28 protein-coding genes and 1 pseudogene are annotated in these 23,651 nt (G+C 41.8%); 13 read left to right on the top strand and 16 right to left on the bottom strand.

Going from position 1 to position 23,651, the window contains the following annotated elements; genetic code table 11:
• From BB781_RS15250 to BB781_RS02260, 3 genes and pseudogenes are all read right to left on the bottom strand, one after another.
• Positions 1-142, bottom strand: a pseudogene (locus tag BB781_RS15250) (IS21 family transposase); the annotation flags it as partial.
• Positions 143-189: 47 nt separating this feature from the next.
• Positions 190-417, bottom strand: coding sequence for a hypothetical protein (locus BB781_RS02265; protein ID WP_094226858.1), 228 nt, complete (start codon positions 415-417; stop codon positions 190-192).
• Positions 410-904, bottom strand: coding sequence for a DNA-3-methyladenine glycosylase I (locus BB781_RS02260; RefSeq protein ID WP_094226857.1), 495 nt, complete (start codon positions 902-904; stop codon positions 410-412). Before BB781_RS02260 ends, BB781_RS02265 begins: the two co-directional genes overlap by 8 nt.
• A 152-nt stretch (positions 905-1,056) precedes the next feature.
• Between BB781_RS02260 and BB781_RS02255 the strand changes: the two genes are divergently transcribed.
• The 4 genes from BB781_RS02255 to BB781_RS02240 all read left to right on the top strand — a co-directional run bounded on the left by BB781_RS02255 (position 1,057) and on the right by BB781_RS02240 (position 2,421).
• Positions 1,057-1,368: a nucleotidyltransferase family protein gene (locus BB781_RS02255; RefSeq protein ID WP_094226856.1), complete on the top strand. Its 312-nt coding sequence runs from the start codon at positions 1,057-1,059 to the stop codon at positions 1,366-1,368.
• 122 nt (positions 1,369-1,490) lie between these two features.
• A complete protein-coding gene (locus BB781_RS16025) occupies positions 1,491-1,709 on the top strand; it encodes a HepT-like ribonuclease domain-containing protein (RefSeq protein ID WP_277985477.1) in 219 nt (72 codons plus the stop codon).
• Between the two features lie 122 nt (positions 1,710-1,831).
• Complete coding sequence (locus BB781_RS02245) at positions 1,832-2,173, top strand: DUF3795 domain-containing protein (protein ID WP_094226855.1); 342 nt, start codon at positions 1,832-1,834, stop codon at positions 2,171-2,173.
• 53 nt (positions 2,174-2,226) lie between these two features.
• Entirely contained in the window at positions 2,227-2,421 is a 195-nt protein-coding gene (locus tag BB781_RS02240) for a YwbE family protein (protein ID WP_094226854.1), read from the top strand.
• A 165-nt stretch (positions 2,422-2,586) separates the two neighbouring features.
• Here BB781_RS02240 and BB781_RS02235 read toward each other — a convergent pair whose 3' ends face one another.
• From BB781_RS02235 to BB781_RS02210, 6 genes are all read right to left on the bottom strand, one after another.
• Positions 2,587-2,775 carry a hypothetical protein gene (locus BB781_RS02235; RefSeq protein WP_094226853.1) on the bottom strand — a complete coding sequence of 63 codons (189 nt, stop codon included), beginning with the start codon at positions 2,773-2,775 and terminating at the stop codon, positions 2,587-2,589.
• 167 nt (positions 2,776-2,942) lie between these two features.
• Entirely contained in the window at positions 2,943-3,149 is a 207-nt protein-coding gene (locus tag BB781_RS02230) for a CxxC-x17-CxxC domain-containing protein (RefSeq protein ID WP_094226852.1), read from the bottom strand.
• A 272-nt stretch (positions 3,150-3,421) separates the two neighbouring features.
• On the bottom strand, positions 3,422-4,288 hold the full coding sequence (locus BB781_RS02225; RefSeq protein WP_129582605.1) for a hypothetical protein: 867 nt from the start codon (positions 4,286-4,288) through the stop codon (positions 3,422-3,424).
• 125 nt (positions 4,289-4,413) lie between these two features.
• On the bottom strand, positions 4,414-6,357 hold the full coding sequence (locus BB781_RS02220; protein WP_129582604.1) for a hypothetical protein: 1,944 nt from the start codon (positions 6,355-6,357) through the stop codon (positions 4,414-4,416).
• 20 nt (positions 6,358-6,377) lie between these two features.
• Positions 6,378-7,433 (bottom strand): hypothetical protein, encoded by a 1,056-nt coding sequence (locus BB781_RS02215; protein ID WP_094226849.1) that lies wholly within the window; start codon positions 7,431-7,433, stop codon positions 6,378-6,380.
• Between the two features lie 184 nt (positions 7,434-7,617).
• A complete protein-coding gene (locus tag BB781_RS02210) occupies positions 7,618-8,088 on the bottom strand; it encodes a hypothetical protein (protein ID WP_094226848.1) in 471 nt (156 codons plus the stop codon).
• A 258-nt stretch (positions 8,089-8,346) separates the two neighbouring features.
• Here BB781_RS02210 and BB781_RS02205 point away from each other — a divergent pair, with 258 nt between their 5' ends.
• Positions 8,347-9,162, top strand: a complete 816-nt coding sequence (locus BB781_RS02205; RefSeq protein ID WP_094226847.1) for an ABC transporter ATP-binding protein — start codon at positions 8,347-8,349, stop codon at positions 9,160-9,162.
• A 12-nt stretch (positions 9,163-9,174) separates the two neighbouring features.
• Here the strand turns inward: BB781_RS02205 and BB781_RS02200 are convergent, their stop codons facing one another.
• Positions 9,175-10,203: a hypothetical protein gene (locus tag BB781_RS02200; protein ID WP_129582603.1), complete on the bottom strand. Its 1,029-nt coding sequence runs from the start codon at positions 10,201-10,203 to the stop codon at positions 9,175-9,177.
• A 227-nt stretch (positions 10,204-10,430) separates the two neighbouring features.
• Here BB781_RS02200 and BB781_RS02195 point away from each other — a divergent pair, with 227 nt between their 5' ends.
• From BB781_RS02195 to BB781_RS02180, 4 genes are read left to right on the top strand one after another with little or no spacing between them, the layout of a single operon-like run.
• Positions 10,431-11,690: a UbiD family decarboxylase gene (locus tag BB781_RS02195; RefSeq protein ID WP_094226845.1), complete on the top strand. Its 1,260-nt coding sequence runs from the start codon at positions 10,431-10,433 to the stop codon at positions 11,688-11,690.
• A gap of 26 nt (positions 11,691-11,716) precedes the next feature.
• On the top strand, positions 11,717-12,901 hold the full coding sequence (locus BB781_RS02190; protein ID WP_094226885.1) for an aconitase X: 1,185 nt from the start codon (positions 11,717-11,719) through the stop codon (positions 12,899-12,901).
• On the top strand, positions 12,891-13,301 hold the full coding sequence (locus BB781_RS02185) for a DUF126 domain-containing protein (RefSeq protein WP_394335322.1): 411 nt from the start codon (positions 12,891-12,893) through the stop codon (positions 13,299-13,301). The genes BB781_RS02190 and BB781_RS02185 overlap by 11 nt, the downstream gene beginning before the upstream one ends.
• A gap of 11 nt (positions 13,302-13,312) precedes the next feature.
• Entirely contained in the window at positions 13,313-14,419 is a 1,107-nt protein-coding gene (locus BB781_RS02180; protein WP_094226843.1) for a TIGR04013 family B12-binding domain/radical SAM domain-containing protein, read from the top strand.
• 17 nt (positions 14,420-14,436) lie between these two features.
• Here BB781_RS02180 and BB781_RS02175 read toward each other — a convergent pair whose 3' ends face one another.
• Positions 14,437-15,141, bottom strand: a complete 705-nt coding sequence (locus BB781_RS02175; protein ID WP_242492497.1) for a YkgJ family cysteine cluster protein — start codon at positions 15,139-15,141, stop codon at positions 14,437-14,439.
• Positions 15,142-15,325: 184 nt separating this feature from the next.
• On the opposite strand from BB781_RS02175, the gene BB781_RS15515 reads away from it, so the two are divergent.
• Both BB781_RS15515 and thsA read left to right on the top strand, forming a co-directional pair.
• Positions 15,326-15,499 carry a DUF5350 domain-containing protein gene (locus BB781_RS15515; RefSeq protein ID WP_164997746.1) on the top strand — a complete coding sequence of 58 codons (174 nt, stop codon included), beginning with the start codon at positions 15,326-15,328 and terminating at the stop codon, positions 15,497-15,499.
• 186 nt (positions 15,500-15,685) lie between these two features.
• Positions 15,686-17,335 (top strand): thermosome subunit alpha, encoded by a 1,650-nt coding sequence (thsA, locus tag BB781_RS02170; RefSeq protein WP_207205228.1) that lies wholly within the window; start codon positions 15,686-15,688, stop codon positions 17,333-17,335.
• A gap of 103 nt (positions 17,336-17,438) precedes the next feature.
• On the opposite strand, the gene BB781_RS02165 is transcribed toward thsA, so the two are convergent.
• The 4 genes from BB781_RS02165 to BB781_RS02155 form a co-directional block, all read right to left on the bottom strand.
• Positions 17,439-18,551 (bottom strand): ORC1-type DNA replication protein, encoded by a 1,113-nt coding sequence (locus tag BB781_RS02165; protein WP_207205227.1) that lies wholly within the window; start codon positions 18,549-18,551, stop codon positions 17,439-17,441.
• Positions 18,552-18,708: 157 nt separating this feature from the next.
• Complete coding sequence (locus BB781_RS02160; protein ID WP_094226842.1) at positions 18,709-19,890, bottom strand: cysteine desulfurase; 1,182 nt, start codon at positions 19,888-19,890, stop codon at positions 18,709-18,711.
• Positions 19,891-19,930: 40 nt separating this feature from the next.
• The gene (locus BB781_RS15510; RefSeq protein ID WP_164997745.1) at positions 19,931-20,074 is read right to left on the bottom strand and encodes a hypothetical protein; all 144 of its coding nucleotides are present in this window, start codon (positions 20,072-20,074) and stop codon (positions 19,931-19,933) included.
• Between the two features lie 170 nt (positions 20,075-20,244).
• Positions 20,245-20,748 carry a cytochrome P460 family protein gene (locus BB781_RS02155; protein ID WP_094226841.1) on the bottom strand — a complete coding sequence of 168 codons (504 nt, stop codon included), beginning with the start codon at positions 20,746-20,748 and terminating at the stop codon, positions 20,245-20,247.
• A gap of 107 nt (positions 20,749-20,855) precedes the next feature.
• Between BB781_RS02155 and BB781_RS02150 the strand changes: the two genes are divergently transcribed.
• Together BB781_RS02150 and BB781_RS02145 are read left to right on the top strand one after the other, a co-directional pair.
• A complete protein-coding gene (locus BB781_RS02150; protein WP_094226881.1) occupies positions 20,856-22,133 on the top strand; it encodes a YcaO-related McrA-glycine thioamidation protein in 1,278 nt (425 codons plus the stop codon).
• Positions 22,130-22,828: a TfuA-related McrA-glycine thioamidation protein gene (locus BB781_RS02145; RefSeq protein WP_094226880.1), complete on the top strand. Its 699-nt coding sequence runs from the start codon at positions 22,130-22,132 to the stop codon at positions 22,826-22,828. Before BB781_RS02150 ends, BB781_RS02145 begins: the two co-directional genes overlap by 4 nt.
• On the opposite strand, the gene BB781_RS02140 is transcribed toward BB781_RS02145, so the two are convergent.
• Entirely contained in the window at positions 22,829-23,644 is an 816-nt protein-coding gene (locus tag BB781_RS02140) for a metal ABC transporter permease (RefSeq protein WP_094226840.1), read from the bottom strand. It abuts the gene before it with no gap.
• Between the last annotated feature and the right edge of the window lie 7 nt (positions 23,645-23,651).

Genomic DNA, 23,651 nt, shown 5'->3' with positions numbered 1-23,651 from the left:
TTTTCATTTCAGGATGTGTCGTCTGGCGGGCATATTTCCTCACTGTTTTCCTGTCTTTACCTGTTCTTTCTGAGATCTTACTGATGCTCAGACCTTGTGAATACAAATCTCTAATCAATAGCCAATCCTCCGCTTTCAGCATTATTCACAATCCTTGAACTTTTGTCAGGAATTGTGAACTGGGGAATTTTAAACCGCCGAAAGTGGGGAATTATTCACCGCCGATGACACCATCTGACCATAGATCGCAAAAATAATGTCAATATACCTAATGGGAAGACCAGTTTCCTGGCTGAATTTCCTGCCATGAATCACGGTTTTTAATAATTGATCTTCACTTTCAATTAAACCGATTCTTTTGAAGATACGGGTTATGACCCGGTCAGGCTTTAAAACTGGAAGACCAATTTCAGTCATAAAATGATACGATGTTATCACCTAAAAAAGAAAACGTATATTGCAGTTCTTCCTTGAGTAGCATCAGGTTCTCAAAAGATTTTCCAGTTTCAAAAGAATCGATATAGTCCTTGAATGACCCATTTTTTTCTACTATCTCTTTGAAGATCATCGCGTTTTGAATGCACGCTGATATTTTCTTTTCATTTTTGATCATCTGTCCATCTTGCATAATCTCAGTGATTTTTGAGTCATCATAATCCGAAACCGTCTTAAAATCAGGAAAATAAGATTTAATGATACTCATTTTGTTGGTTACTGTTTCAGCCTTGAATCCTGAATAGAATATGACTTCTACTAACCTTTTATAATACTCTGCATCAGATAAATTTTGAGTTTCAAAGCTTTTGTAGTATCCAAAATTGTCTTTGAATTTATCTTCCGATAGCGAGCAATGGTTTTTTAGGCTTGGCTCAACCTTGTTAAATATGTGATTATATGGAATCATAACTCCACCCCACTTAAAAAGTAGTAACCTGTCAATAGAAAAAGATTACTATTTGATAATACTCCAATCTTTATCGCAAGAAATAACAATCGTTACTTTACAAATATATTCGACACCGATTAATACCATTAAAACAAATTAAATAGAAGCATATGACCTCACAATTCAATCATAATACAACTGATAGATATATTCAGCAACTTAAGGAACTGCTGCCCGAACTTGATAAGAGATTTAATGTAAGTTCTCTTGCTGTATTCGGCTCTTATGTAAGGGGAGAACAAACTAAAACCAGTGACCTTGATATATTGGTCGAATTTAGTGAAACTCCTGGCCTTCTTGAATTTGTCGAGCTTGAAAACTATCTTTCGGACACACTCGGAATAAAAGTAGATCTTGTGCTCAGAAAGGCTTTAAAGCCTACAATCGGAAAAATCATATTGAGTGAGGCAGTGCCAGTATGAAAAACGAGCGCCAAACCACTGATTATATACAGGACATCCTGTACGCTGAAAAAAGTGGATGAATTTACAAATGGTTTAACCTATGACCAATTCATTGAGGATAAAAAACACAGTTTGCAGTAATCAGGGCAATTGAAGTTATAGGCGAAGCGACAAAAAATGTTCCCGATTCAATTAAGAATACCTATCCTTCGATTCCATGGAGAAGTATCGCAGGAATGCGTGACAAACTGATACATGCATACTTTGGAATAGACATGGATATCCTCTGGAAAACAGCTACTGAAGAAGTACCTGAAATAGAGCCTAAAATCAGAACGATTCTTGGAAACATAGATTGAGATCAATCACCTCAATAAATATGGATCAATATATTGTACGAATGGGAAAACGCTCAATTATACGATCTCAAAATGCTTAGATCAACAAACTCACCAATTCAGAAAAACAAAAGGAAAACTCCATGTCCATCATAGAAATCGGTTGCTGTGGAGCATATTGCAAAACTTGTCGCCCATTCAATAACGGAACCTGTCGTGGCTGCAAGCTCGGATATGATTCAGGTGAAAGGGCCATCAGCAAGGCAAAGTGCAAAATAAAAGTTTGCTGCATGGGAAAAGGTTACGATACCTGTGCCGACTGTCCTGAAATAGCTTCATGTCCTACGATCAATGAGTTCTGCGGAAAAAATGGACATAAATACAGGAAGTATAGGCAGGCAATCCAGTTCATCAAAAGCAATGGGTATATTGCTTTTCTGGAAATAGCAGACAAATGGACAAATGCCTGCGGCAAATACGAATAACTTTTTGTGGCTTGCCTGCATCTAACCTTACACTACAAAAGGATCACATAAACATGAACCCAGGTAAGAGCAGAGGAAATATCAGGATAGGAGCAAGCGTAGGGATCGTACTTAAGCAAGACCAGAAAAGTGGGACTATAACCCAGGGTGTTGTAAAGAAGATCCTGACAAATTCGACATCCCATCCGCATGGAATAAAAGTGCAACTAGAAGATGGTCGTGTCGGAAGGGTTAAAGAAATAAACTAAATTTATAGTTTACATTCAATCGAATATAACGCATAGTAATAATCAATAATAATGCTTGCTCATTCATATTCATGATGCAAGCCTACCTTCAATACAATATGTTACTACTTTTCAAAAAGCAAACTATCGCACTCATCTGAGAGCAAGTATGAACAGGATATAAGTTCAAGCATTCTTGGTATAGCATGCAAAACTCTTTTTGCAACTGGTACACCTTGAAGCAGATTTATATTTTGCTCCGAAATTAACCGGATTTCCGGAACTTATTGAAACACAAACAATGCACTGCCCAGAGGGTATTGTCGCAAGGATTTGTGAACCACAGCCAGGACATACCACAGTTTCAAGATTCATATCTACATCCCTCTTTATTATACATATAGAATGACATAATAGTATGATGTATTAACAAAAATACACGTTTAAAAAAAGGTTATTAGGCAGATAAAGATCAAACCATGTCAATCTTAACGTATCTACCTTTGGTAAATAAATTCCAGACAGTTATATTGAGATATAACTTAATATCTGGCTGGCTTGTGCTTCTGGTAGCAGTCCCTGCAGTATACAGGTCTGTCGCCGGATGGCACGAAAGGTACTTCAGTTTCCTGTTTGCAGTCTGAACAAGTTGCTTTGTGCATCTCTCTTGGACCGCTAGATCTGAAGCCGCCGCCGCCGCCTCTGCTGTTTCCGCCTCTGCTGTTTCCGCCTCTGTCATTGAATCCCATATTTTTATCTCCTTAAGTTTTATTAGTTCGCTCAGCAAAAGCCGAGATTGAAAAATCCCGCATGACTAGTTTTACCTGACTTTGGCCAGATACCTCTTTCCTATACGACGAACTCCAACTGTCCTAGCAATTATTAAAAGAAACACACAAAATAGAGTAATCCTTTATTAAATCGTTGAGCAATCGAACTAGATGTAAATAGCACCCTATAGTATAAATACCCAGTGCTATCAAGTTAAGTACTAAAGCTTTGCCGGATAGTAAACAAAATATCAGGTCACTTTAAGCAAATTCATTATCCCGTGACAATTGCATGTCGTCGCAATAAAGAAAATATTACCCTCGATCTGAGGCAAATCCCTAATCCTATACACTGCCTTCACATACTCCATCAAGGAGATCATATATTCCTTGAAATCAACCCCTTTTATACCCCCAATTCCAGGCTTCATCTGGCAGCTCTCAAACACCCATCCCGTGTATAAAGGCAGCAGTTTCCTGACATATGCGGTGATCGTTTCAGGTTTCTCCCGCCTGAAATTGTAACAGTATTTTTCAGGCCCAATGCACTGGTCAGGACAAATCTCCCCGATCTTTGCATATGAGAACATGATAACTCCTCCGGTAAGAGAACTGAATACTACAATATTTTCTGGCAACTGAGACAGGATACCATTGAAATAAGCGGTCAGCTTTTCATCCTGTTCATCTATGCAAAGAGCTGAGATCAATGGCCTGGAAGAAATCGAACCCAGCATATCAATTGCCATATTTACAACTGCATGAATGGGTACAGCAGGAATTATGTACTCAGGTATCCCGGCTTCCAGAATTTCAGGAACATCACAAACATCCATGCAATGAAAAAAGACATTGTTTACATTACCTTTTAACCTGCGGGAATTATGGATTTGCCTGAAAAGTTCATCCCTGTCAACCACAACTGAACTTTTTGATGCCTCTGCCACTTCATCAACATCGATTATTACTACAAAAGGGAAAGATCGCTCTTTTGCATACCTGGCAAAATCACTTCCAATCTTTCCGCCACCGAGCACAAGGTAGTAACCATCTATGACCGGGAGCGAACTGAATTCCGCCATCTTCCGGTTCAGACTGGAAAGAAGTTCATTAGTCACAATACTAAAGCATAATTTAATGTATATTATCCTTTTCAAATGTCGTTGGAAAATAAAATGATCAAGAAAATGATCCGGAAAAAGGAAAAGGAAAAAGGAAGATTAAGAGAAGGGAGAAAAAATAACTACTTCTTTTCCTTTGACTCATCAATCTTTTTCGTGATACCTTCCTGTGCCTTCTTCATATGAGGCTTGGCTTTCTCATAGCCTTTCTTCGTCTGATGCGCAGCGAATTCAGCACCTTTTGCAGTATATTCTGCCGCCTTCCTGCCAGCTTCCTTTATTGCAGGCACACCTTTCTCACTGAATTCGTGTGAACCCTTTTTGATAAGTTCCTGTGCCTTTTCCCTGTTTCCAGCTTTCTTCAGAAGCAGAACACCAGCACCGGCAACTGCACCGATGATAATTACCGGCAGCAACCAGAACAAAGACAGACCCCCGTCGTCATCCGGCCCTTCATCAGATATCTTCACATCAATTTCCGTACCAAGGTCTCCTTCATAGGCATAAGTTGGCTCAGTATCCTTGTAGATGACATACTCCATATCACCGGTGGCACCTGTATTTTCCAGCGAGAACTTGTGCTCATCAAAGTATTCATCCGGCTCTTCGAGTTTGCTGATAAGCTCCTGATTACTGATGGTGTAGGTTTCCTCAGCAGTGTACTCCACTGAATACGGTTCTATCGTGATCTGTGCCGGAACATCAGACGGAAGCGGCTGTACATATAACAGACCGTCCCTCAGATCGACCACATATTCATAATCATTTCCATAACCCAATTCGAGATAATGCACCTTTACAAGATACTGATTTACCTCCTCATCCCTTACCTTCAGGTAAGCACCATCGACCCTTACGGCAGAACTCCTGTTCATTCTATCGTAGTTAGCAGCTTTTCCAACGACCATGCCTTTCTTGTACTCTATCTCAGAAGTAGAATTTAGACATCCAAGATCAAAGAAGAACTCACCTGCATCGTATCTTCTGTTGTTGTTGGCATCCCTGAAGCCCTCAAAGTGGTCTCTTAAACCATTACCTTCGGTGGTATCAATAAAGAAACCATGTGCAATGAACAGTTTATCGATCTCGTCTGCCTTGCTGGGATTGGCCTCCTTGAATGCTACATAGTAGTCATAGAAATCGTTTCTCTGGACCTTGAGAACAGACCAGATGTTATCCAGGGACATGGTGATCGAGTCTCCATTATCATTATTTGAGTCATACATATCCCATAGCAGAGAGGCAACAGCAAACTCCTCAAGGTATCCACGGCTGTCCCATGGACGGTAATTATTCTCAAGACTTCCAAATGACGCATATATATCGGATTTTGTCTGCCCGTCTGATGGATTACTGTCGCCCCATTTGTCTGACATCACAAGAGCCATGAACTCGGCAAATCCCTCTTCATATGAATCACCGGTATTCGGGTTAAGGAATCCGTCATGATTCGCAGTCCCTGCTACATTGCTGCCGGGTGTCCACCCTCCATATGTAGCATACATCAGGTGATGGGCAAATTCATGATACTCACGGTTCTTTGGTCTGTTGGAATTAGAATATCCTGCATCATTAGAGGAAATCAATATCCTGGAACTACCTGGAGAATAGAGAGTATCATCGTTGTTGTTACCAACAAGCACTTCCACCGGCAGCTTATAGCTTATATTGGCTCCAAGGTCAATAATACAGAAATCCACTGCTTCGGCCGTATGGGCATAGATCACACCAAGACTTTTCATGTCTGCAAGATTACCGGTGCTGCTTTCCCTGTCACGTCCCGGTGAACCGTCAAGACGAACATGAACTTCAACATTCTCATGGTTTATTATAGCCAGTTCCTGATAGTACCAGACTCCTTTATAGTTGCTACCTGCAAGGTCATAGACCTTGAAGTAGTTCTTGTCGTCCCTTTCGTATGAGAAGATTACCCAGAAATCCATCTTGACATCTGTTTCCTTCTCATCCAGCTCTATGGATAAAGGCATCTGGAAATCACCATGTTCATCTGTCCTGCCTATGAAGGTCTCACCTTTTACCTTTGCCTGCAGCTCCACGTATAGCAAAGGATTGCCATCTCCATCGCTTACAGAACCGCTGATGTAAATAGTCTCAGGACCTGAGTGGGCAGATTGCTTTTTAAGAGGGACGGATACGAGCCACTGCCTGTGCTGACAGGATTGTAGCGCTGACTTTTTACGATCTGATGGAACTCCTCAAGTGTTTCACCTGCAAATGAATCCGGGTCATCAACATCCTGCATATTCTTACTTAACAAACCATTGTATAACAGGAAATCATTGATGACAATCTCATAAGTGTAGGATGCTGTTACTGTATAGGTATCATAAGGATTTCCATCGTCGTCGTATTTTGTGTTTTTGGACTTTGTAACTGTGTACATGTAGTACCCTTCGGATGTACCCTCTTCACCGAATGTACCATAACTGTAACTTGAAACCTCCATGCCTTCTTCAGGATTTGTAAGATATTCCTTTGGAATGAACTGGCACAGAATGTAGTCATCGTTTATAGGACCATAACAACGTCCCCTGCTGAAAGAGCCTGAATATGACTGGAGAGGGTCATCAAAAACGCGTACTTCAGAATTTCTTTTGTATGAAAATGTTGGTGTCCATGTCATTTTTTCCCAGTTCTCTGTTTTAAGTTCCCCATTTGGCACATCGGGAAGATCGGCATCAAAACTTACAGGAGAAGCCCTGACCTGTTTTGAGACTTTACAAATGTCACCATAGTAGACACCCCATTCAGGATATTTTGCCTGCATTTCATCTGTGCTGCCATAGAATTGGAAACTTACAGTGGCGACTTCATCGCCTTCCCTGAATCCCGATATCATTATGGCATCAAAAACAAGTTCATCCTGACCAGTATATTCTATCTCATTTGGAGCATACCGGTCATTGGGCCATTTCAGCATGATGTTCTCATACGTTGTTATGTCAATTATTTTTGTAAGTTCTTTTACCAGAGGATCATCGATTATGAGTTTCGCCTGGAATATCTCGCCTGATACCACATTATCAGGCATCTCTATCCTGACACCCTGTGCTTCTGCTGCAAAAGCGGGCATGCAGAGAAAGAGAAGAAGTAAAGATATAGCAAGAATTATTATTTTCAATATACCACCCAGTTACTGTACTTTACAATTGTATGATACTTTGTTTTTGTAATGTAATATGAACTCATTTTTTAGTTCACAGATAAATAAAGAAATTATGCCAGAGAATCACACATCTCTGGTCTTTAAAACAGAATTACAAATAAGCCCTGTTGTTAGTGAACACAGCGGACAGCAGTCCGGTTCAATTTACCCTGTTGCCGTAGATAGCCTGCAAATGACCCTTCGGATCAAAATCTGTCTTAAACTTCAGTTTTCCGGAATTGTGCTGAATAGTGACCTCCCATATATTAGAGAAACCATCATCACCATCAGAAACGCTCTTCTTTTTTACACGAATGGAACTTATACTTGAATTGGGGATCGCAAAATTGACAGGAGTTTCTGCTAATGCTGCCTGTGCACTCATGTTGGCATATCTTTCAGCATACTTTGAAGTGCTTGATAACTGGGCACCCCACTGGCCAAAGAAGCCTTTTCCCTCTGCTTTGGCCTGTTCACGTGACTCTTTTACAACCTGATTAAGCATTGCGCTTGTGACCTTGGCAAAAACGGTCGTGCCGGGTGTTGCGATCAAAGTGAACATGTCATAGGACATACCAAGCATTTTGCTTTTCTTCATGCTTGGAACAATACCGATTATTTCGTCTTCCATCAAAATCCTCCTCTGCATCTATTGGATTGTGACCACCGCTGTACCATTTAGTTTCAACCATAGATGACTATAAATAGAGTATAAAGTAATAAATATAAAAAGATTGTTGCTTTCTTTTTCTAAAAATTGCAGAACATGATCACCTTGAAGTATGCATAATACATCACATTAAACCATACAAAAATAAAAGACTGCAAAACAATTATTACTCTTAGACCATTAAACGGGGAGAAACTAAAAAAAACGCGAGATGGGCAGATGCAGCACTTATCAGACAATTATGAGGTCATGCAGGGACCGCTTGTTGAGATGGAGAATATAGTTGTCAGGAAAAATGGAAGGCTCATCCTTGATTCCATATCTTTCAACATAAAGAAAGGCGAGAATATAGCCATCATCGGACCGAATGGCTCAGGCAAGTCATCTATCATCAAAACAATTATCGGAGACTATCGCCCTATTGCAAACACAGAGGGAATGGTCTTCAGGATTATGGAGAAGGACAGGTGGATGATCTCAGACCTGAAGAAACTCCTCGGAATCGTGTCCGGTGACCTTCAACTGGAATATATGAGAGACATCTCAGTAGTAGAAGTGGTCCTTTCCGGTTTTTTCAGCAGCATCGGAATCTACCCGAACCTGAAAATAAAACCTCAAATGCTGAAAAGAACTATGGAGATCATCGATTTCCTTGAGATAAGACACCTTGCTGACAAGAACATCTCTGAAATCTCAACCGGTGAAGCAAGAAGAGTTCTCATCGGAAGGGCACTTGTCCACGACCCCATGATACTTGTTCTGGACGAGCCGACAAACAGCCTTGACCTGAAAAGCAAGCATAAGTTCAGGGAAACTGTGAGCAAGATAGCAGCCTCAGGAAAGAGCATAATCCTTGTTACCCACGACCTTGAGGATATCGTACCTGAAATACACCGTGCGGTTCTTCTGAAGGACGGCAGGATATTTGCAGACGGAGATATTGAGGATATTCTTACTGCTGAGAAACTGACAGAGTTATTTGGTATTCCGGTCGAGGTTGGTAAGGATAAGGGATATTATCATGCATGGTGCTGAAATGAAACATTTTTATTTCGAAATTTCTTCATATGAGTTAATAGGAGAGGTTCCATTTTTATAATGATAATAAGGCATTCCACCAATTATTTGTTCATTTCCCCTATAGCTTACAAATGAACCAATGTTGAATCTTTGTATATATGCCTCTTCCAATGTAGTATGCTCTTTAATGCTAACAACAAAGTTTACTAAATGAATATGACCTACCAAATCCTCATACTGATTTTTGTAAACTAAATCTAAGACCACATTGAAGAAATCAATGTTATTTAGTTTCATAATTTCAAGTAGTTCATCAAAATCAAAAAAACGATCTGTGCATAGACCTTTTGAAAAAACCTCATTAAATTCATTCCTAGGTAAATTATATGTATGCTCGAAATCGACATAAATAGCATTAAAAAAAGGTGTGCAGCTGAAATGTTGATTAACTTCATTTGAAGCTATAATGTAATTATTATATTTAGAAATTGGATACTTAACATATGAATTGTCCTTAATTTCCCTATTATCTCTATCAAAAAGATTATCATTTATATAAGAAAAACAAAGTTTGGGATAATACTTCCGTATTTTGCCTTCATTAAATAGTTCATTCCATTTTTTGATTTGATCATCTGGAGATTCTAAGCTATATACATCTCTGAAATCTTTTGCCATTTCCAAACGCTGACGAAGAATTTCGCGAGTACTACAATTACGATCTTCCCCAACTGCAATAAAAGCAACTGGAGAGTATTGAGCAAGAATTCCTATATCAAAAGCATTTCCTGTGCCTTTATTATTTACTTGTAGAGAGACAGTATTTTTTGAGATTTTAACATCATATACTTGTAGTGCTGGATTTATTTGATTTTTCAACAATTTCATTTGGTTTATCATCGCTTTTGTTTGTGACTCTAAAAAAAGAAGTTGTTTTTTTGTACTAGCAATGTTTTTATACGCATAGTATGCAAGTAAAAGTGTGCCAGCAGCTACACAAAAATTAATTATTGTGTCAAGCGTAATAGCTCCAGTTGTTACACCCATATCTGACATGTTTATAGCCATATAACCCTTAAATATGTACATTTCAATGCTAAATACTTATGGAAATTGTTTTATTGAAATAATAAACCGATATGATATTCTTGATTTTAGCCACCAATTAAGAAGATCTCAAAACAACAAACCCACACAATTCTCTTTTAGTATATGCATTCAAATATAATTGGCTCATATTCTAGCCCAAAAATAAGATTACACTAATATACACGGATGATACCATGAGGGAATTTATCGACCAGCTCAGGAAGAACGGGAAACTTGTTGAGATCACAGAACCTGTTTCAAAGGTGTTCGAAGCACCGCGTATTGCCAAGAAGACACCTGGACCGGTGCTATTCCACAATATCGATGGGAACAAAGCCATCATGAACGTGCTTGGTTCAAGGGATGAACTTGCGACAATGTTCGGTGTGGACAAGGACAAGATCATCAAGAGACTCTCGGAAGTATCACCTGAAGGCGAGGTCGTTGTTGTAAAGGATTCACCAACTATGGAAGTCATCGAGGATGACGTGGACCTTACCAAACTCCCTATAATGACTCATTTTGAGAAGGATGCAGGACCTTACATCACAGCCGGAGTTGTTGTCACAGAATATGAAGGTGTGATGAATGCAGCTATCCACAGGCTTCTGGTTGTGGATAAGACCAGACTTGCAGCACGTCTTGTAGCTCCAAGGCACAGCTATGTGATGCATAAGAAAGCATCCGAGAAAGGAGAAAAACTTCCGGTTGCAATCGTTATTGGTGCAGAGCCTACAGTGACCTTCGCATCAACAACCCGTGTCCCTGCCGGAAAGGAATTCAACTATGCTGCTGCCCTGCGTGGAAAACCTGTGGAACTGTTTGAATGCTCAAACGGGATCAAAGTTCCTCATGCAGAAATAGTCCTTGAAGGCTACATCGACCCGAAAGAAAGAGTGGACGAAGGACCATTCGTGGACATCACAGGCACTTACGACCTTGTGAGAAAGGAACCTGTCATACACATTACAAGAATACTGCACCGCAAAGACCCTATTTACCACGGGATACTCCCGGCAGGACCTGAACACCTGCTCATGATGGGAGTCCCATACGAACCAAGGATATTCAACGCAGTCAGCGAAGTCACAACAGTAAAGAACGTGGTGCTCACAGAAGGTGGATGCTGTTACCTGCATGCAGTGGTGCAGATCGAAAAACAGACCGAGGGTGACGGTAAGAATGCCATCATGGCAGCCTTCGCAGCCCACACAAGCCTGAAGCATGTGGTTGTAGTTGACGATGATATCGACATCTTCGACCTGCATGATGTTGAATTTGCCATTGCCACCAGGGTGAAGGGTGACATGGATATCATGATAATACCTAATGTGAGAGGAAGTTCACTTGACCCACGTGGTGCACCTGACGGCACAACCACCAAGGTGGGCATAGATGCCACCAAGGTACTCAAAGAGGCTGAGAACTTTGAACGTGCAAAGATGCCAGAGTGAGAGTAAAAGAAAACGGCGGGACAATAATGTATCTTACACAGGAAGAGGAAAAGACCCTTGAAGGAGAGTACGGCCAGAGCCTGCAAAAAGCCATTGAGATCCTTGTGGCACTGGGAGATATCTATGGTGCGGACCAGCTGATACCTGTGAAAAGTGCGCAGATAGCTGGAGTATCTTATAAAACAATAGGAGATGCGGGACTCGAATGGATATCAGACCTTGAAGGGAAAGTGAAGATACCTTCAATACTCAATCCGGCTGGCATGGACATCACCAGATGGAATGAGATGGGCATTGATCCTTTTTTTGCAAAGAAGCAGCATGAGATCATAGAGGCTTACGCAAAACTTGGCATCCAGACCAAATGCACATGCACACCTTACTATCTTGAAGGATTCGATGTTAAGCTGGATGACCACATTGCATGGAGTGAGTCTTCAGCAGTTTCCTATGCCAACTCCGTGATAGGTGCAAGGACAAACCGTGAAGGAGGTCCTTCGGCACTAGCTGCGGCACTGGTAGGGAAAACAGCAAATTACGGATACCACCTTGATGAGATGAGAGTACCTGTGATAGCTGTGGAAGTTGATTGTGAGCTATCCGGATCGGATTACGGTGCCCTTGGTTACGTTGTCGGAAAAACTGTTGGAAGCCGGGTGCCCATGTTCTACATGAAAACTGAGCCTTCTAAAGATGAGATGAAATCCCTCGGAGCTGCAATGGCAGCATCCGGGGCTGTGGCCCTGTATCATATCGAAGGTGTGACACCTGAAGCTATCAGGAACAAGTTTGCAAGACCTGATGAGATAATCCCTGTGGAAAGAAGACAGATAGACGAAGTATATGAAACAAACAGGGAAATACAGTCTACGGAGATAATAACCGTGGGATGCCCGCACTGCTCACCTGCGGAGCTGGAAAGGATCGCACAACTCGTGGATGGAAAGAAACTGCAAAAAGAGATGTGGGTATGTACTGCAAGAGAAGTTGCTGAAAAGTATCCGGATCTTGTTGCGAAGATAGAAAAAAGCGGGGCAAAGATCGTGTGTGATACCTGTATGGTAGTGTCGCCTGCAACCAACAAGTATGCATCCATGACTGTAAATTCCGGAAAGGCACTTGCCTACGTGCCAAGCATGTGCAAGGTGGCTGCCAAATATGCGAGCATTGAGGATTGCATCAAAGAGGCAGGTGTTGTTGATGAGAATTAATTGCAGGACCATTGCAAGAGGTGTTGCAGAGGGAGAGGTGCTCCTTACCCGTGACCCAATATCATTCCTCGGGAATGTTGACCCTCATACCGGGATTGTTGTAGAGCCTCAGCACGAACTGTATGGGCAGTCCATCTGCGGAAAGGTTCTTGTTTTCCCTTACGGAAAGGGGTCTACTGTTGGATCATATGTCATTTACCAGCTTTTCAAGAACAATGTGGCACCTGCTGCCATGATCAACCTGGAATCCGAACCAATTGTGGCAGTCGGGGCGATAATATCAGGAATACCTCTTGTAGACAGGCTGGAAAACGATCCTTTTGAGCTATTGAAGAGCGGTGACAGGATAATCGTTAACAGTACAGGTTCCTTCGTAGAGATAAACAAAGATCAGAGCTGAGACTTAAATTCATGGATGTCTGCTTTCGCTGGAACAAAAAGAACATGTATAGCCTTGCTGCGCTGGCACCGCTGGTTCCCGGCGCTTTGAAGGTTAAAGGACCCCATGACGGAATAATGATATACAGCTTTGCCACCAGGCAGGCTGAATCTGTGTTCCGGGAAGTGAGAAAAGCAAATACTGATTCCGTATTCATAGCAGGCGGGCCTCATCCATCCGGTGCGATTGAGGATACACTGGACCATTTTGATTACGTGGTTGTAGGAGAAGGTGAAGAAACCCTGCCCGAACTTATAGAAGCTATAATCTCTGGCAAGGACACATCCCATGTAAAGGGAATAGCCCATAAGGACAGCGATGGCAAAACCGTCATCACGGACAAAAGAGACCCTGTTGACCTTGATAAGTATCCATGTTTTGACCCTGATGTTGTGATGGCACCCCTTGAGATCAGCAGAGGATGCCCTTTCAGGTGCAAGTATTGCCAGACACCACGCCTCTTTGGTAACAAGATGAGGCACCGGAGTGTAGATTCCATAATGAGGTTTGTAAAATATTATAAGGACCTGAGATTCACATCTTCAAATGCCCTGGCCTACGGAAGCGACGGGATATATCCCCAGCTCGATAAGGTTGAAAAACTTCTCTCAACACTTCATGAATATGGAGGTAGGAACATCTTTTTTGGCACATTCCCGTCTGAGGTCAGACCGGAATTTGTCACCAACGAGTCGCTGGAACTTATCACAAAGTACTGTACCAACACCAAACTGAGCCTTGGCGCACAGTCAGGCAGTGACCGCATTCTCAGAAGTATCCTTAGAGGGCACACAGTCGATGATGTTGTTAACAGCATCGAACTCTGTTTTGACCACGGGATTACTCCAGTGGTGGATTTCATGGTGGGATTCCCTGATGAGACAGAAGAGGAACAGGATATGAGCCTTGGACTCATCAAATGGATATGTAAGAAAGGAGGACATGTGCACTCACATTACCTTACACCCCTGCCGGGAACACCTTACGCAAATGTAACGACTTCATCTGTCAGCGACCATTACAGGAAGGTACTGGGGAAGATGGCATTAGAAGGAAAGGTTACCGGATCCTGGGAATGAAAACGTTCAATACTGATTCATTGTTTTTTGGCCCTATGCTCTATAAACTCACCATTGAATAAGACAAAGACTGTTATTTCCTCACCTTTGTTGAATTTCCTCATTTCCCTGTCGTACACACCCTGTATATGTCGGAGGCTATTTTTTTTGAAGTATTCTTCTGCCTTCCTGAAAAATTCTGCAACCTGCTTAAGATAGCCTGTTTCATAGGATTTTATCTGCAGTGCAATATCTTCGGACTCCTCATCGCTTATTTCAGTATGGTAACACCCGTGCTGACCTGGACCGGCTATCTGCCTCCAGTCGATGTTGCCGTCCTCATCCGGTTCACGGTGAAGCATGTAGGGGTAAAGCCTGCATATTATAGGGCGCTGCTCATAGATGGCGCATCTCCGCTCATTGAGGAAGATGCAAGAACCATCTTCTTTTACTTTAAGTGCATAACCGGAAACATAGAAACGACCGTGCTGGTCACATAGTTCATAATATGGAGCAGGTTCCAGATAATCAGAAGCTATCTCTTGTATCCTTATGACATCAGCTGTGAGAAGAAAAACATGGTCGTTAAATTCCCGGGTGCAGCAACGTGCACAAAAGTCACATTCGAAACCAACTTCCTTTATTATATCCCTTAGTTTGCCCATGGGATAATCCTGCACATCTTCAATTTCTTTGCTTATGATTTTAAGCTGTTTCTCAATTGGCGAAGTAACAGTGATCAACTCCTCTTATAATGGCTTCCATAATCTTTACTCTCTAAAAGCAATTTTGGTCTGATTTTCCCGTAAACTTTAATAATGAGCATTACGTCTAGAAGTAAACTCAACGACTAGGATTCTATATCTAGGTTAAGCTTAAAATTTACAATTAAAAATTTATACTTAATATTATTCAAGAGGATTGATCATGGGTAAAACAGGCAGCATTGAATGGGTAAAGGTAAAAGGACGTAAGGGCAGAGCAATCAAAGTAGAGAAAGCCAATGAATTAAAGGCACACCCCGGACCAGCACAGAGGTATTCCTCATCCGGCACTAAAAGAAGATTTATTCGCAGATCTTCAAAAGCACTCGTAAAGTGAGTTTACTCACTTTTACACAAATACTTTTTTATTCAATTTTCTTCAATGGATTTGCTTTTTTAGTTTATTCTTTCCTTGTACAAAAAGCAAGGTATCCGATACGTTTATATAGAACTACAAACATTAAAAAACGACTTAAAACAAATGTTATATTAATTTCATATATCTAAGGAGGATAGACAATACATGGCAGGACAGATGGCAGGACAGCCAATTTTCATATTAAGAGAAGGAAGCCAGAGAACTAGAGGCAGAGACGCACAGAGCAACAACATCATGGCTGCAAAAGCAGTCGCTGAGGCTGTAAGAACAACACTTGGACCAAAAGGAATGGACAAGATGCTTGTAGACAGCCTTGGAGATGTAGTCATCACAAACGACGGTGCAACCATTCTTAAAGAGATGGACATTGAACACCCTGCAGCAAAGATGATCGTGGAAGTAGCCAAGACACAGGACGATGAAGTCGGTGACGGAACAACCACAGCTGCAGTAATCGCCGGTGAACTTCTCAAGAAGGCAGAAGAACTCATTGAACAGGACATACACCCAACTATTATCGCATCCGGTTACAGAATGGCTTCACAGAAAGCAAGCGAGATACTTAAAGGACTTGCAATATCTGTTACCAGGGACAGCAGGGATGTACTGTTGAACATTTCCGGAACAGCAATGACTGGAAAGGGTGCAGAGGGAACAAAGAGTATCCTCGCACAAATCACAGTTGATGCCATCACAAGTATTGTTGATGAAAACAACAAGGTCGATATGGACAACATCAAAGTCGAGAAGAAGGTCGGAGCTCGCATAGAAGATTCCGAGCTTATTAAAGGCATGATCATTGACAAAGAACGTGTCCACACCAATATGCCAAAAAAGGTCGCAAACGCAAAGATCGCACTCATTAACACTGCTATTGAGCTTAAAGACACAGAAGTGGATGCAGAAATCTCCATCACATCACCTGAGCAGCTTCAGTCCTTCCTTGACCAGGAAGAGAAGATGATCAAAGACCTCGTTGATAAAGTTGTAAAGAGCGGTGCAAACGTTGTATTCTGCCAGAAAGGAATCGATGACATGGCACAGCACTACCTTGCAAAAGCAGGCGTATTTGCAATCAGGCGCGTAAAGAAGAGTGACATGCAGAAACTCGCAATGGCAACCGGTGGAAAACTTATCACAAACGTTGATGAGATCACAGAAGATGACATGGGCCATGCAAAGCTTGTAGAAGAAAGGAAGATTGGCGGCGACCCGATGACCTTCGTTACAGGATGTGTAAATCCAAAGGCAGTTTCAATCCTCCTTCGCGGCGGCACAGAACACGTTATTGACAACATCGAGAGAGCACTTAACGACTCACTCAGAGTGGTTGGCGTAGCAATTGAAGATGAAAAGCTCGTAGCTGGTGGCGGATCCCCTGAAGTTGAAGTTGCATTGAGGCTTCAGGAATACGCAGCAACCCTCAGCGGCAGGGAACAGCTTGCAGTCAAGGCATTTGCAGAAGCTCTTGAAGTGATCCCAAGAACACTTGCTGAGAACGCAGGTCTTGACCCAATAGACATGCTCATGGAACTTCGCGCACACCACGAGAAGGGCATGAAGACAGCAGGTCTGAACGTCTACGAAGGAAAGGTAATCGACATGTGGGAAGCAGGCGTAGTTGAGCCACTGAGGGTAAAGACCCAGGCAATCAACGCAGCAGCTGAATCCGCAGTCATGATCCTCAGGATCGATGACATCATCGCATCCAGGCAGGGACCATCCGGACCTTCCGCAGAAGACATGGTTCCAGGCGGCATGCCCCCAGGAATGATGGGCGGCATGGATATGTAAATATCCGGAAAATAAACAAATACAAACACAAACTCATTTGCGCAGGTTCATCTGAACTCTGCGCAAAACTGCTTTTTTTGGATTTTTATCATCAAAACAGAAATCATTCAAGACATTTAAGTATGTCCTTTGAGTCATAAGCAGGCATGACATACCGTGTTCTGCCACGCATGCCCTTTCCGGAAAAGTCTGCATCAATAAGCCTTGATACATGCATTTTTTCAATTATCTCATAAAACCGTGTGTAACCAAGTCCGGTAATTTCATGGAATAATTTATAGAGATCGCCTGTCTGAAGGCTGCTATCCTTTGCAATAAGCCCGAGTAACGTCTTTTCATGATCAGAAAGTGACTTTATATTACGACAAAGATGCAGGAGCCTGGAGGCTTCGTAAGCCTTCTCGACATCTTCAATTGAAATCGTTCTGCTTGCCCTGCGTTCTGCATTAAGGCCGGAACGTTTCAGAAGATCGATACCTATCCTCAGGTCACCAGTCCTGTCCACATAATAAACGATCTTATCCCTTGCTTCGGCAGACACCACATCCTGAAAGAAAGAATGCTTTATACGATTATCAATTATATCCCCTATCTCATCGAGTTCATATCTTGGAAAGGCAATTTCCTCGGGTAAAAATACCGAGCCAACCCTGGGATCGAAATTGTAGGGAATTCCCACATCACTTATAATAGCTATTACAGATATCCGAGCACCAGGATATTGTTCATGAACCCTTAACAAGGAATACATCACCTCATCAGCATGTCCCTCTGGAAAGAGATAATTGATATCATCAAGGGCAACTACAAGGGTCTTGTTAGCATCCAGCAGGTATTTTATCACCTTTTCAAAAAGCCTCCTGAATGCGACGCCTGAAGAGGGAGGAGTGATATTCACCAGTTTTTCATAAATCCTCGAAACAACAGCAAACCTTGTAGAATCCATCTGGCAGTTGACCTTCACAAAGATCACATTATCAGTGTATTCTTTCATTTCATTGAATACTTTCATTACTGCCGTAGTCTTTCCAGTCCCCGGAGGACCTTTTACAAGACAGTTCACAGGCCGCATACCCCTCAGAGCAGGCTTCAAGCTGAACTGTAGGGACTGCATCTGTGAATCCCGGTGTGCAAAATAATCGGGCAGGTAATCAAACTCAAGTATCTCTCCATTGCTAAAAAGAGTTTCATCCCACAGAAGCATGTCCTTGCTCACTTTAAATCCCCTTCATTGATAATTCGATAGTAATGATGGCTGATAACTGTAAAGTAATAATTGCTGCAAATGGTCAGCGTGCATGACTAATATAATTATCTGCACATAATAACTTTTTGCTTTTATTCCCAATTACGAACATTGAAGGCAAAAGTTATCATGAAACAAGTGAGGTTATGTCTGAAACCGTCCTGATCAGAGTATCAACTTCTTCTTCAGTATTATACAAGGCAAACGATGCCCTCACAGTACCTTTAACACCCAGGTGATCAATACCGGGCATTGCACAATGATAACCGCTTCTCACGCATATTTTACGTGTCTGATCAAGGATCATAGCCACATCATGCGCATTCATTCCTGTCACGTTGAAAGATACCACACCAGCCCGGTCCTTTGGACCATAGACTTCAACGCCATCCAGTTCGCCAAGACGCCGGGCAGTATCCTTTGCAAGTGAACGCTCATGTTTTTCGATGGATTTTACACCAATATCTGCCACATATTCAACAGCACGCCCAAGACCGATTACACCAGGGATATTTGGAGTTCCTGCTTCAAATTTTGCAGGACTTGGCTCCATTTTGAAACTGTCAGTCGTTACGGCACTTACCATTCCACCACCAAGAAAGACAGGTTCTATTATATCGGGCTCTTTAATGTATAATAAACCAGTTCCCTGGGGACCTAGCAGACCCTTGTGTCCTGGACATACAAAAAAATCAGGGTCAATTGATTTAATATCCAGAGCCATGTTTCCTGCTGACTGTGAACCGTCCACCAGGACCTTAACACCATTCTGCCTTGCTATGCCGACGATTTTGCCTATATCCTGTATGGAGCCAAACACATTGGAAACATGGTTTACCGCTATAAGTCGGGTTGTATCTTTAATGGATGAACGGATATCTTCGGGATTAACAACGCCGCATATGTCCGGTTTGACAACTGAAAGCTCAACACCCATTTCCTTTAAACGCATCCATGGAAGTAAATTCGAATGATGCTCAACAAGTGTGACAATAACATGGTCACCTTTTTTCCACGGAAATCCCCTGGATACTGTATTGATACTTTCAGTTGCGTTCTTTGTGAAAATTGTCTTTGCAACATCCATATTCAGGAAAGCTGCCACTATCTCCCGGGCATCCTCAAAATGATTGGTAGTTTCCCTTGCAAGCCTGTGAGCCCCACGTCCGTGGTTGGCTGCATACTTATAAAAATAATCAAGCATTGCAGATACAGCCTGGACAGGCGTCTGCGTAGTTGCAGCATTATCCAGATATATCACATTTTTTAAAACAGGAAAGTCTTCCCGGACATTTAGAACATCATACATAGAAGCCAGTATGCAGAGAATATAAAAATAGTTTTGCAGGCTACTTTGCCTGCACTCCGCCTACCATGAAGCGATAAAGCTCCATTTCCTCAGAGTTGAGTTTATCTGCCGACACTCCATCAACTATTGCATGGCAACCTTTGAAGTTATCGACCACGTTTCTGTATTTTTTAACGTCTCTCATATATTTACCTCCTGTCTCTCATTAAACTATTCATTCACCTGGCAGGTTATCACAATAATATATACATTTTAAGAATATTTATTGGATTTTGCCGGCTGAACACATATGTTAGTACACATGATATAAAAAAGTATCTATTTGTGATTATTAAAAAAGAAGAAAAGATAAACTCAGGCATTTACAAAGATATAGTCAACATCTTTCTTCCCTTCGTGACAACTTATGCAGCCACCCACCTTCCCTTCGGACCTAACATTCCCTTCAGGAGAATAGGCTGCCCAGAACCAATCATTGTGTTCAGGATCAAAACCTTCCACCTTATACATGAGATAGATACCCGTGAGTTCCTTGTCGGCATTGAATCCTTCTTTTACGACCATTGTTTCATAAGGCATTGCTGATCCACCAATTTCAGCTGAAGCTAATGCATTGCTTGAAACATATATAGAAACATAATCACCATGTACACCTGTCCCATCCATCATTAACCCCTTGCCAGGCCATATGCTCCATTCTTTATAACTATCTGTTTCGTTAAATTCGTAGAACGGAGTTGCCGCTTCCGGCGACGGTTCCAAAATAGTCATTTCATCTTCAACAGTACCCGAATCCACACAACCGGAAATACTGATCATACATACCAGAATAAAAAGCATAGGTTTCTTAACTTTCATATTATAACCCCATTTATAGATTTACACTCACTATTTAACTATTACTTAGCATATCCTGAAAACACTTGTCGTAAAAGATATAATACATGCAGAGACTTTCGATAATCATGCCAGAGATAATCATTGACAGAACACTCACGTTTATTGAAGGAACCCAACGAGTCCTTGACGAAAAAAGCACTCTTGAAAAAATAAAAGATATTCTTAAAAAGATAGGCGTAACCAGGGTTGCCAGCATCACTGACCTTGACAGGGTAGGAATACCTGTAATTTCAACCATCCGGCCCAGCGCAGCAGAAGGTGCAATTTCCGTATACTCAGGAAAAGGGAACACTGAGGATCAGGCAAGAATATCTGCAATAATGGAGAGTTTTGAACGATGCTTGGCAGAAAGAAACGGTATGAATAAAGATGTGAATGAAGACATCAGATCACAACATATCATCGATAATTTTGGAACCCTCATGGAAAATTACCATGTTGTTGAACCGGCATCCCTGTTGATAACTGAAAATTACAGCCCCCATGCATTGATAGAGTGGATAAGTGGATGGGACCTATTAAAAAACAAAGAAATATTTATCCCTGCAAATGCGGTGTATCACCCATATGATGCTCCTGGAAGGGCATTGAAGTTGTTCAGAAGCAACACCAATGGACTTGCGGCGGGAAACACTATTGAGGAAGCAATATTCCATGGCTTGCTGGAAGTTATTGAAAGGGACGCACTTAGCATTGCAGAGTTCAACCGAAATCCAGGTAAAGAGATAATCCTCACAGAAAATGACGGGGAAAACTACGAACTCCTCCGAAAGTTCACTGATAATGAGATCTATGTCAAATTATGGGCAGTACCCCATGATACCGAAATAACAACCGTAGTAGCAGTTACCGATGATGTCAGGCTCAAAGATGCAGCACTCCTTGTAATGGGTGCAGGTGCACATCTGAATCCGCAAATTGCAATCCGGAGAGCATTAACAGAAGCTGCACAGTCAAGAGTTGTGCAGATACATGGTGCCCGCGAGGACACCGAACGTGAGAAGTTTGTCAGGGAAATAGGATATGACAGGATCAAGCGCATGAACAGGTATTGGTATGAGAACGGGGAGCAAATACCTCTAAAAGACCTGAAAGACCTGTCAGAGAACACACCTGCTGAAAGCATCGATACAGTGCTGGAACAACTTAGAAGTATCGCAGACTGCGTTGCAATTGTAGACCTTTCAAGAGAAAGCATACCTGTCCCAGTTGTAAGGGTGGTGATCCCTGCCTTTGAGATGTACACCCTTGATAGAGAACGCGTAGGAATAAGAGCAAAATCAGGGAAGAAAAAGAAACTTGCACCACAGGACAGGCCATGGAGAACAGGACGCAGAAAATGAGAGAAGACACAAATGCCCCGGCCAAAGTCCCGGATAAATTTATATCAAATGTCCTGATATTTGCAGGTACAAGCATAAGCCATGAGGATGCAGCAAAAATCCTTGATGCAACATACTGGCCCCCGGTATCCAGAGGAGATATCGATAAAGCGGTTAGTCAAGGATATAACATTATAGGAATTATTGATGGAATTTTTTTCAGCAAGGCAGCTGTTGCCCACAAAGAAATAATCCGTGCAATTCAACAAGGAACAACAGTTGTTGGTGGTTGTAGTATGGGTGCCCTGCGGGCATCAGAACTCGATACCCACGGAATGAAAGGTATTGGGCAAATATATGAGTGGTACAGAGATGGAGTCATCGAGGATGATGATGAAGTTGCGGTGGTTACTAATCCTGATACATTCAAACCGGTGTCAAGCCCCATGGTTAATATGCGGGAAACTTTTAATTTAGCACTTGGGTTTGGCATCATCAGCGAAGATGAATTCCAGCGCATAACCGAGCTTGCTAAAAGTACACACTACACCGAGAGAAGCTACTTAGGAGTTTCAAAAGAAGCTAGCAGGAAAGGAATCGTTACTGAAGAAAAAGCAAATGAACTTCTAAGATTCTGCACTGAAAATGAGTGTGATGTAAAAAAAGAGGATGCATTCCTGGTTCTTGAAAAAATTAAAATGATCATAACAGAATGATCAAGATACTATTTTTGGTTTTAAACCATCATACAGGAAGTGTAGTATATAAACAGAAGACATTACCAGGATTATTGTTGCACCAGATGGTGCATCGAACAGGTATGACAGCGATAATCCCAGGATACTGAAAAAGATGCCAAAGAATATTGCAATGTACATCATTTTCCCGAGATTATTGGTGTAATGTCTGCTCAAGGATGCAGGCATGGTGAGCAGTGCGATAATAAGAATGATACCTACTACTTTGATCAATAACACGATTGTCAAAGCGATAAGGCATAACAGGAGCAGGTAAAGTTTCTCTACCGACAGACCAGCAACTGTGGTGAACTCTTCATCAAAGCAAAGTGCCATGAATTGTTTATAGTATGCGTAGACAACAACGATTATGACGACATCAAGCCCCAGCATAAGATATATGTCAGACATAGGTACCGTCAGGATATTACCAAAAAGGTAGGTCATCAGATCCGGAGCATAACCCGGAGTCCAGTATATCAGAATAATACCTATAGCCATCCCAAGGGACCACAGTATACCTATAGCCGTATCTTCAGCTATTTTTGACCTTTTGCTTACAAGACCCATAATAAGTGCCGAAACGAGACTGAAAGGTATAAGACCATATAATGGATTGATTCCAAGATAATAACCAAGACCAATGCCTCCAAAAGATGCATGGGTAATTCCACCACTTATGAAAACAATTTTTTTCACCACTACATAGACACCGATTATACCACATGCCACACTTGCCAGGATAGCGGCAAGAATAGCATTTCTCATAAAATCATACTGGAGTATTTCAAGCATACTGTTC

The sequence above is a fragment of the Methanolobus psychrotolerans genome (assembly GCF_002243045.1).
Classification (GTDB): Archaea; Halobacteriota; Methanosarcinia; order Methanosarcinales; family Methanosarcinaceae; genus Methanolobus; species Methanolobus psychrotolerans.
This window is presented reverse-complemented; position numbering and strand designations above follow the sequence as displayed.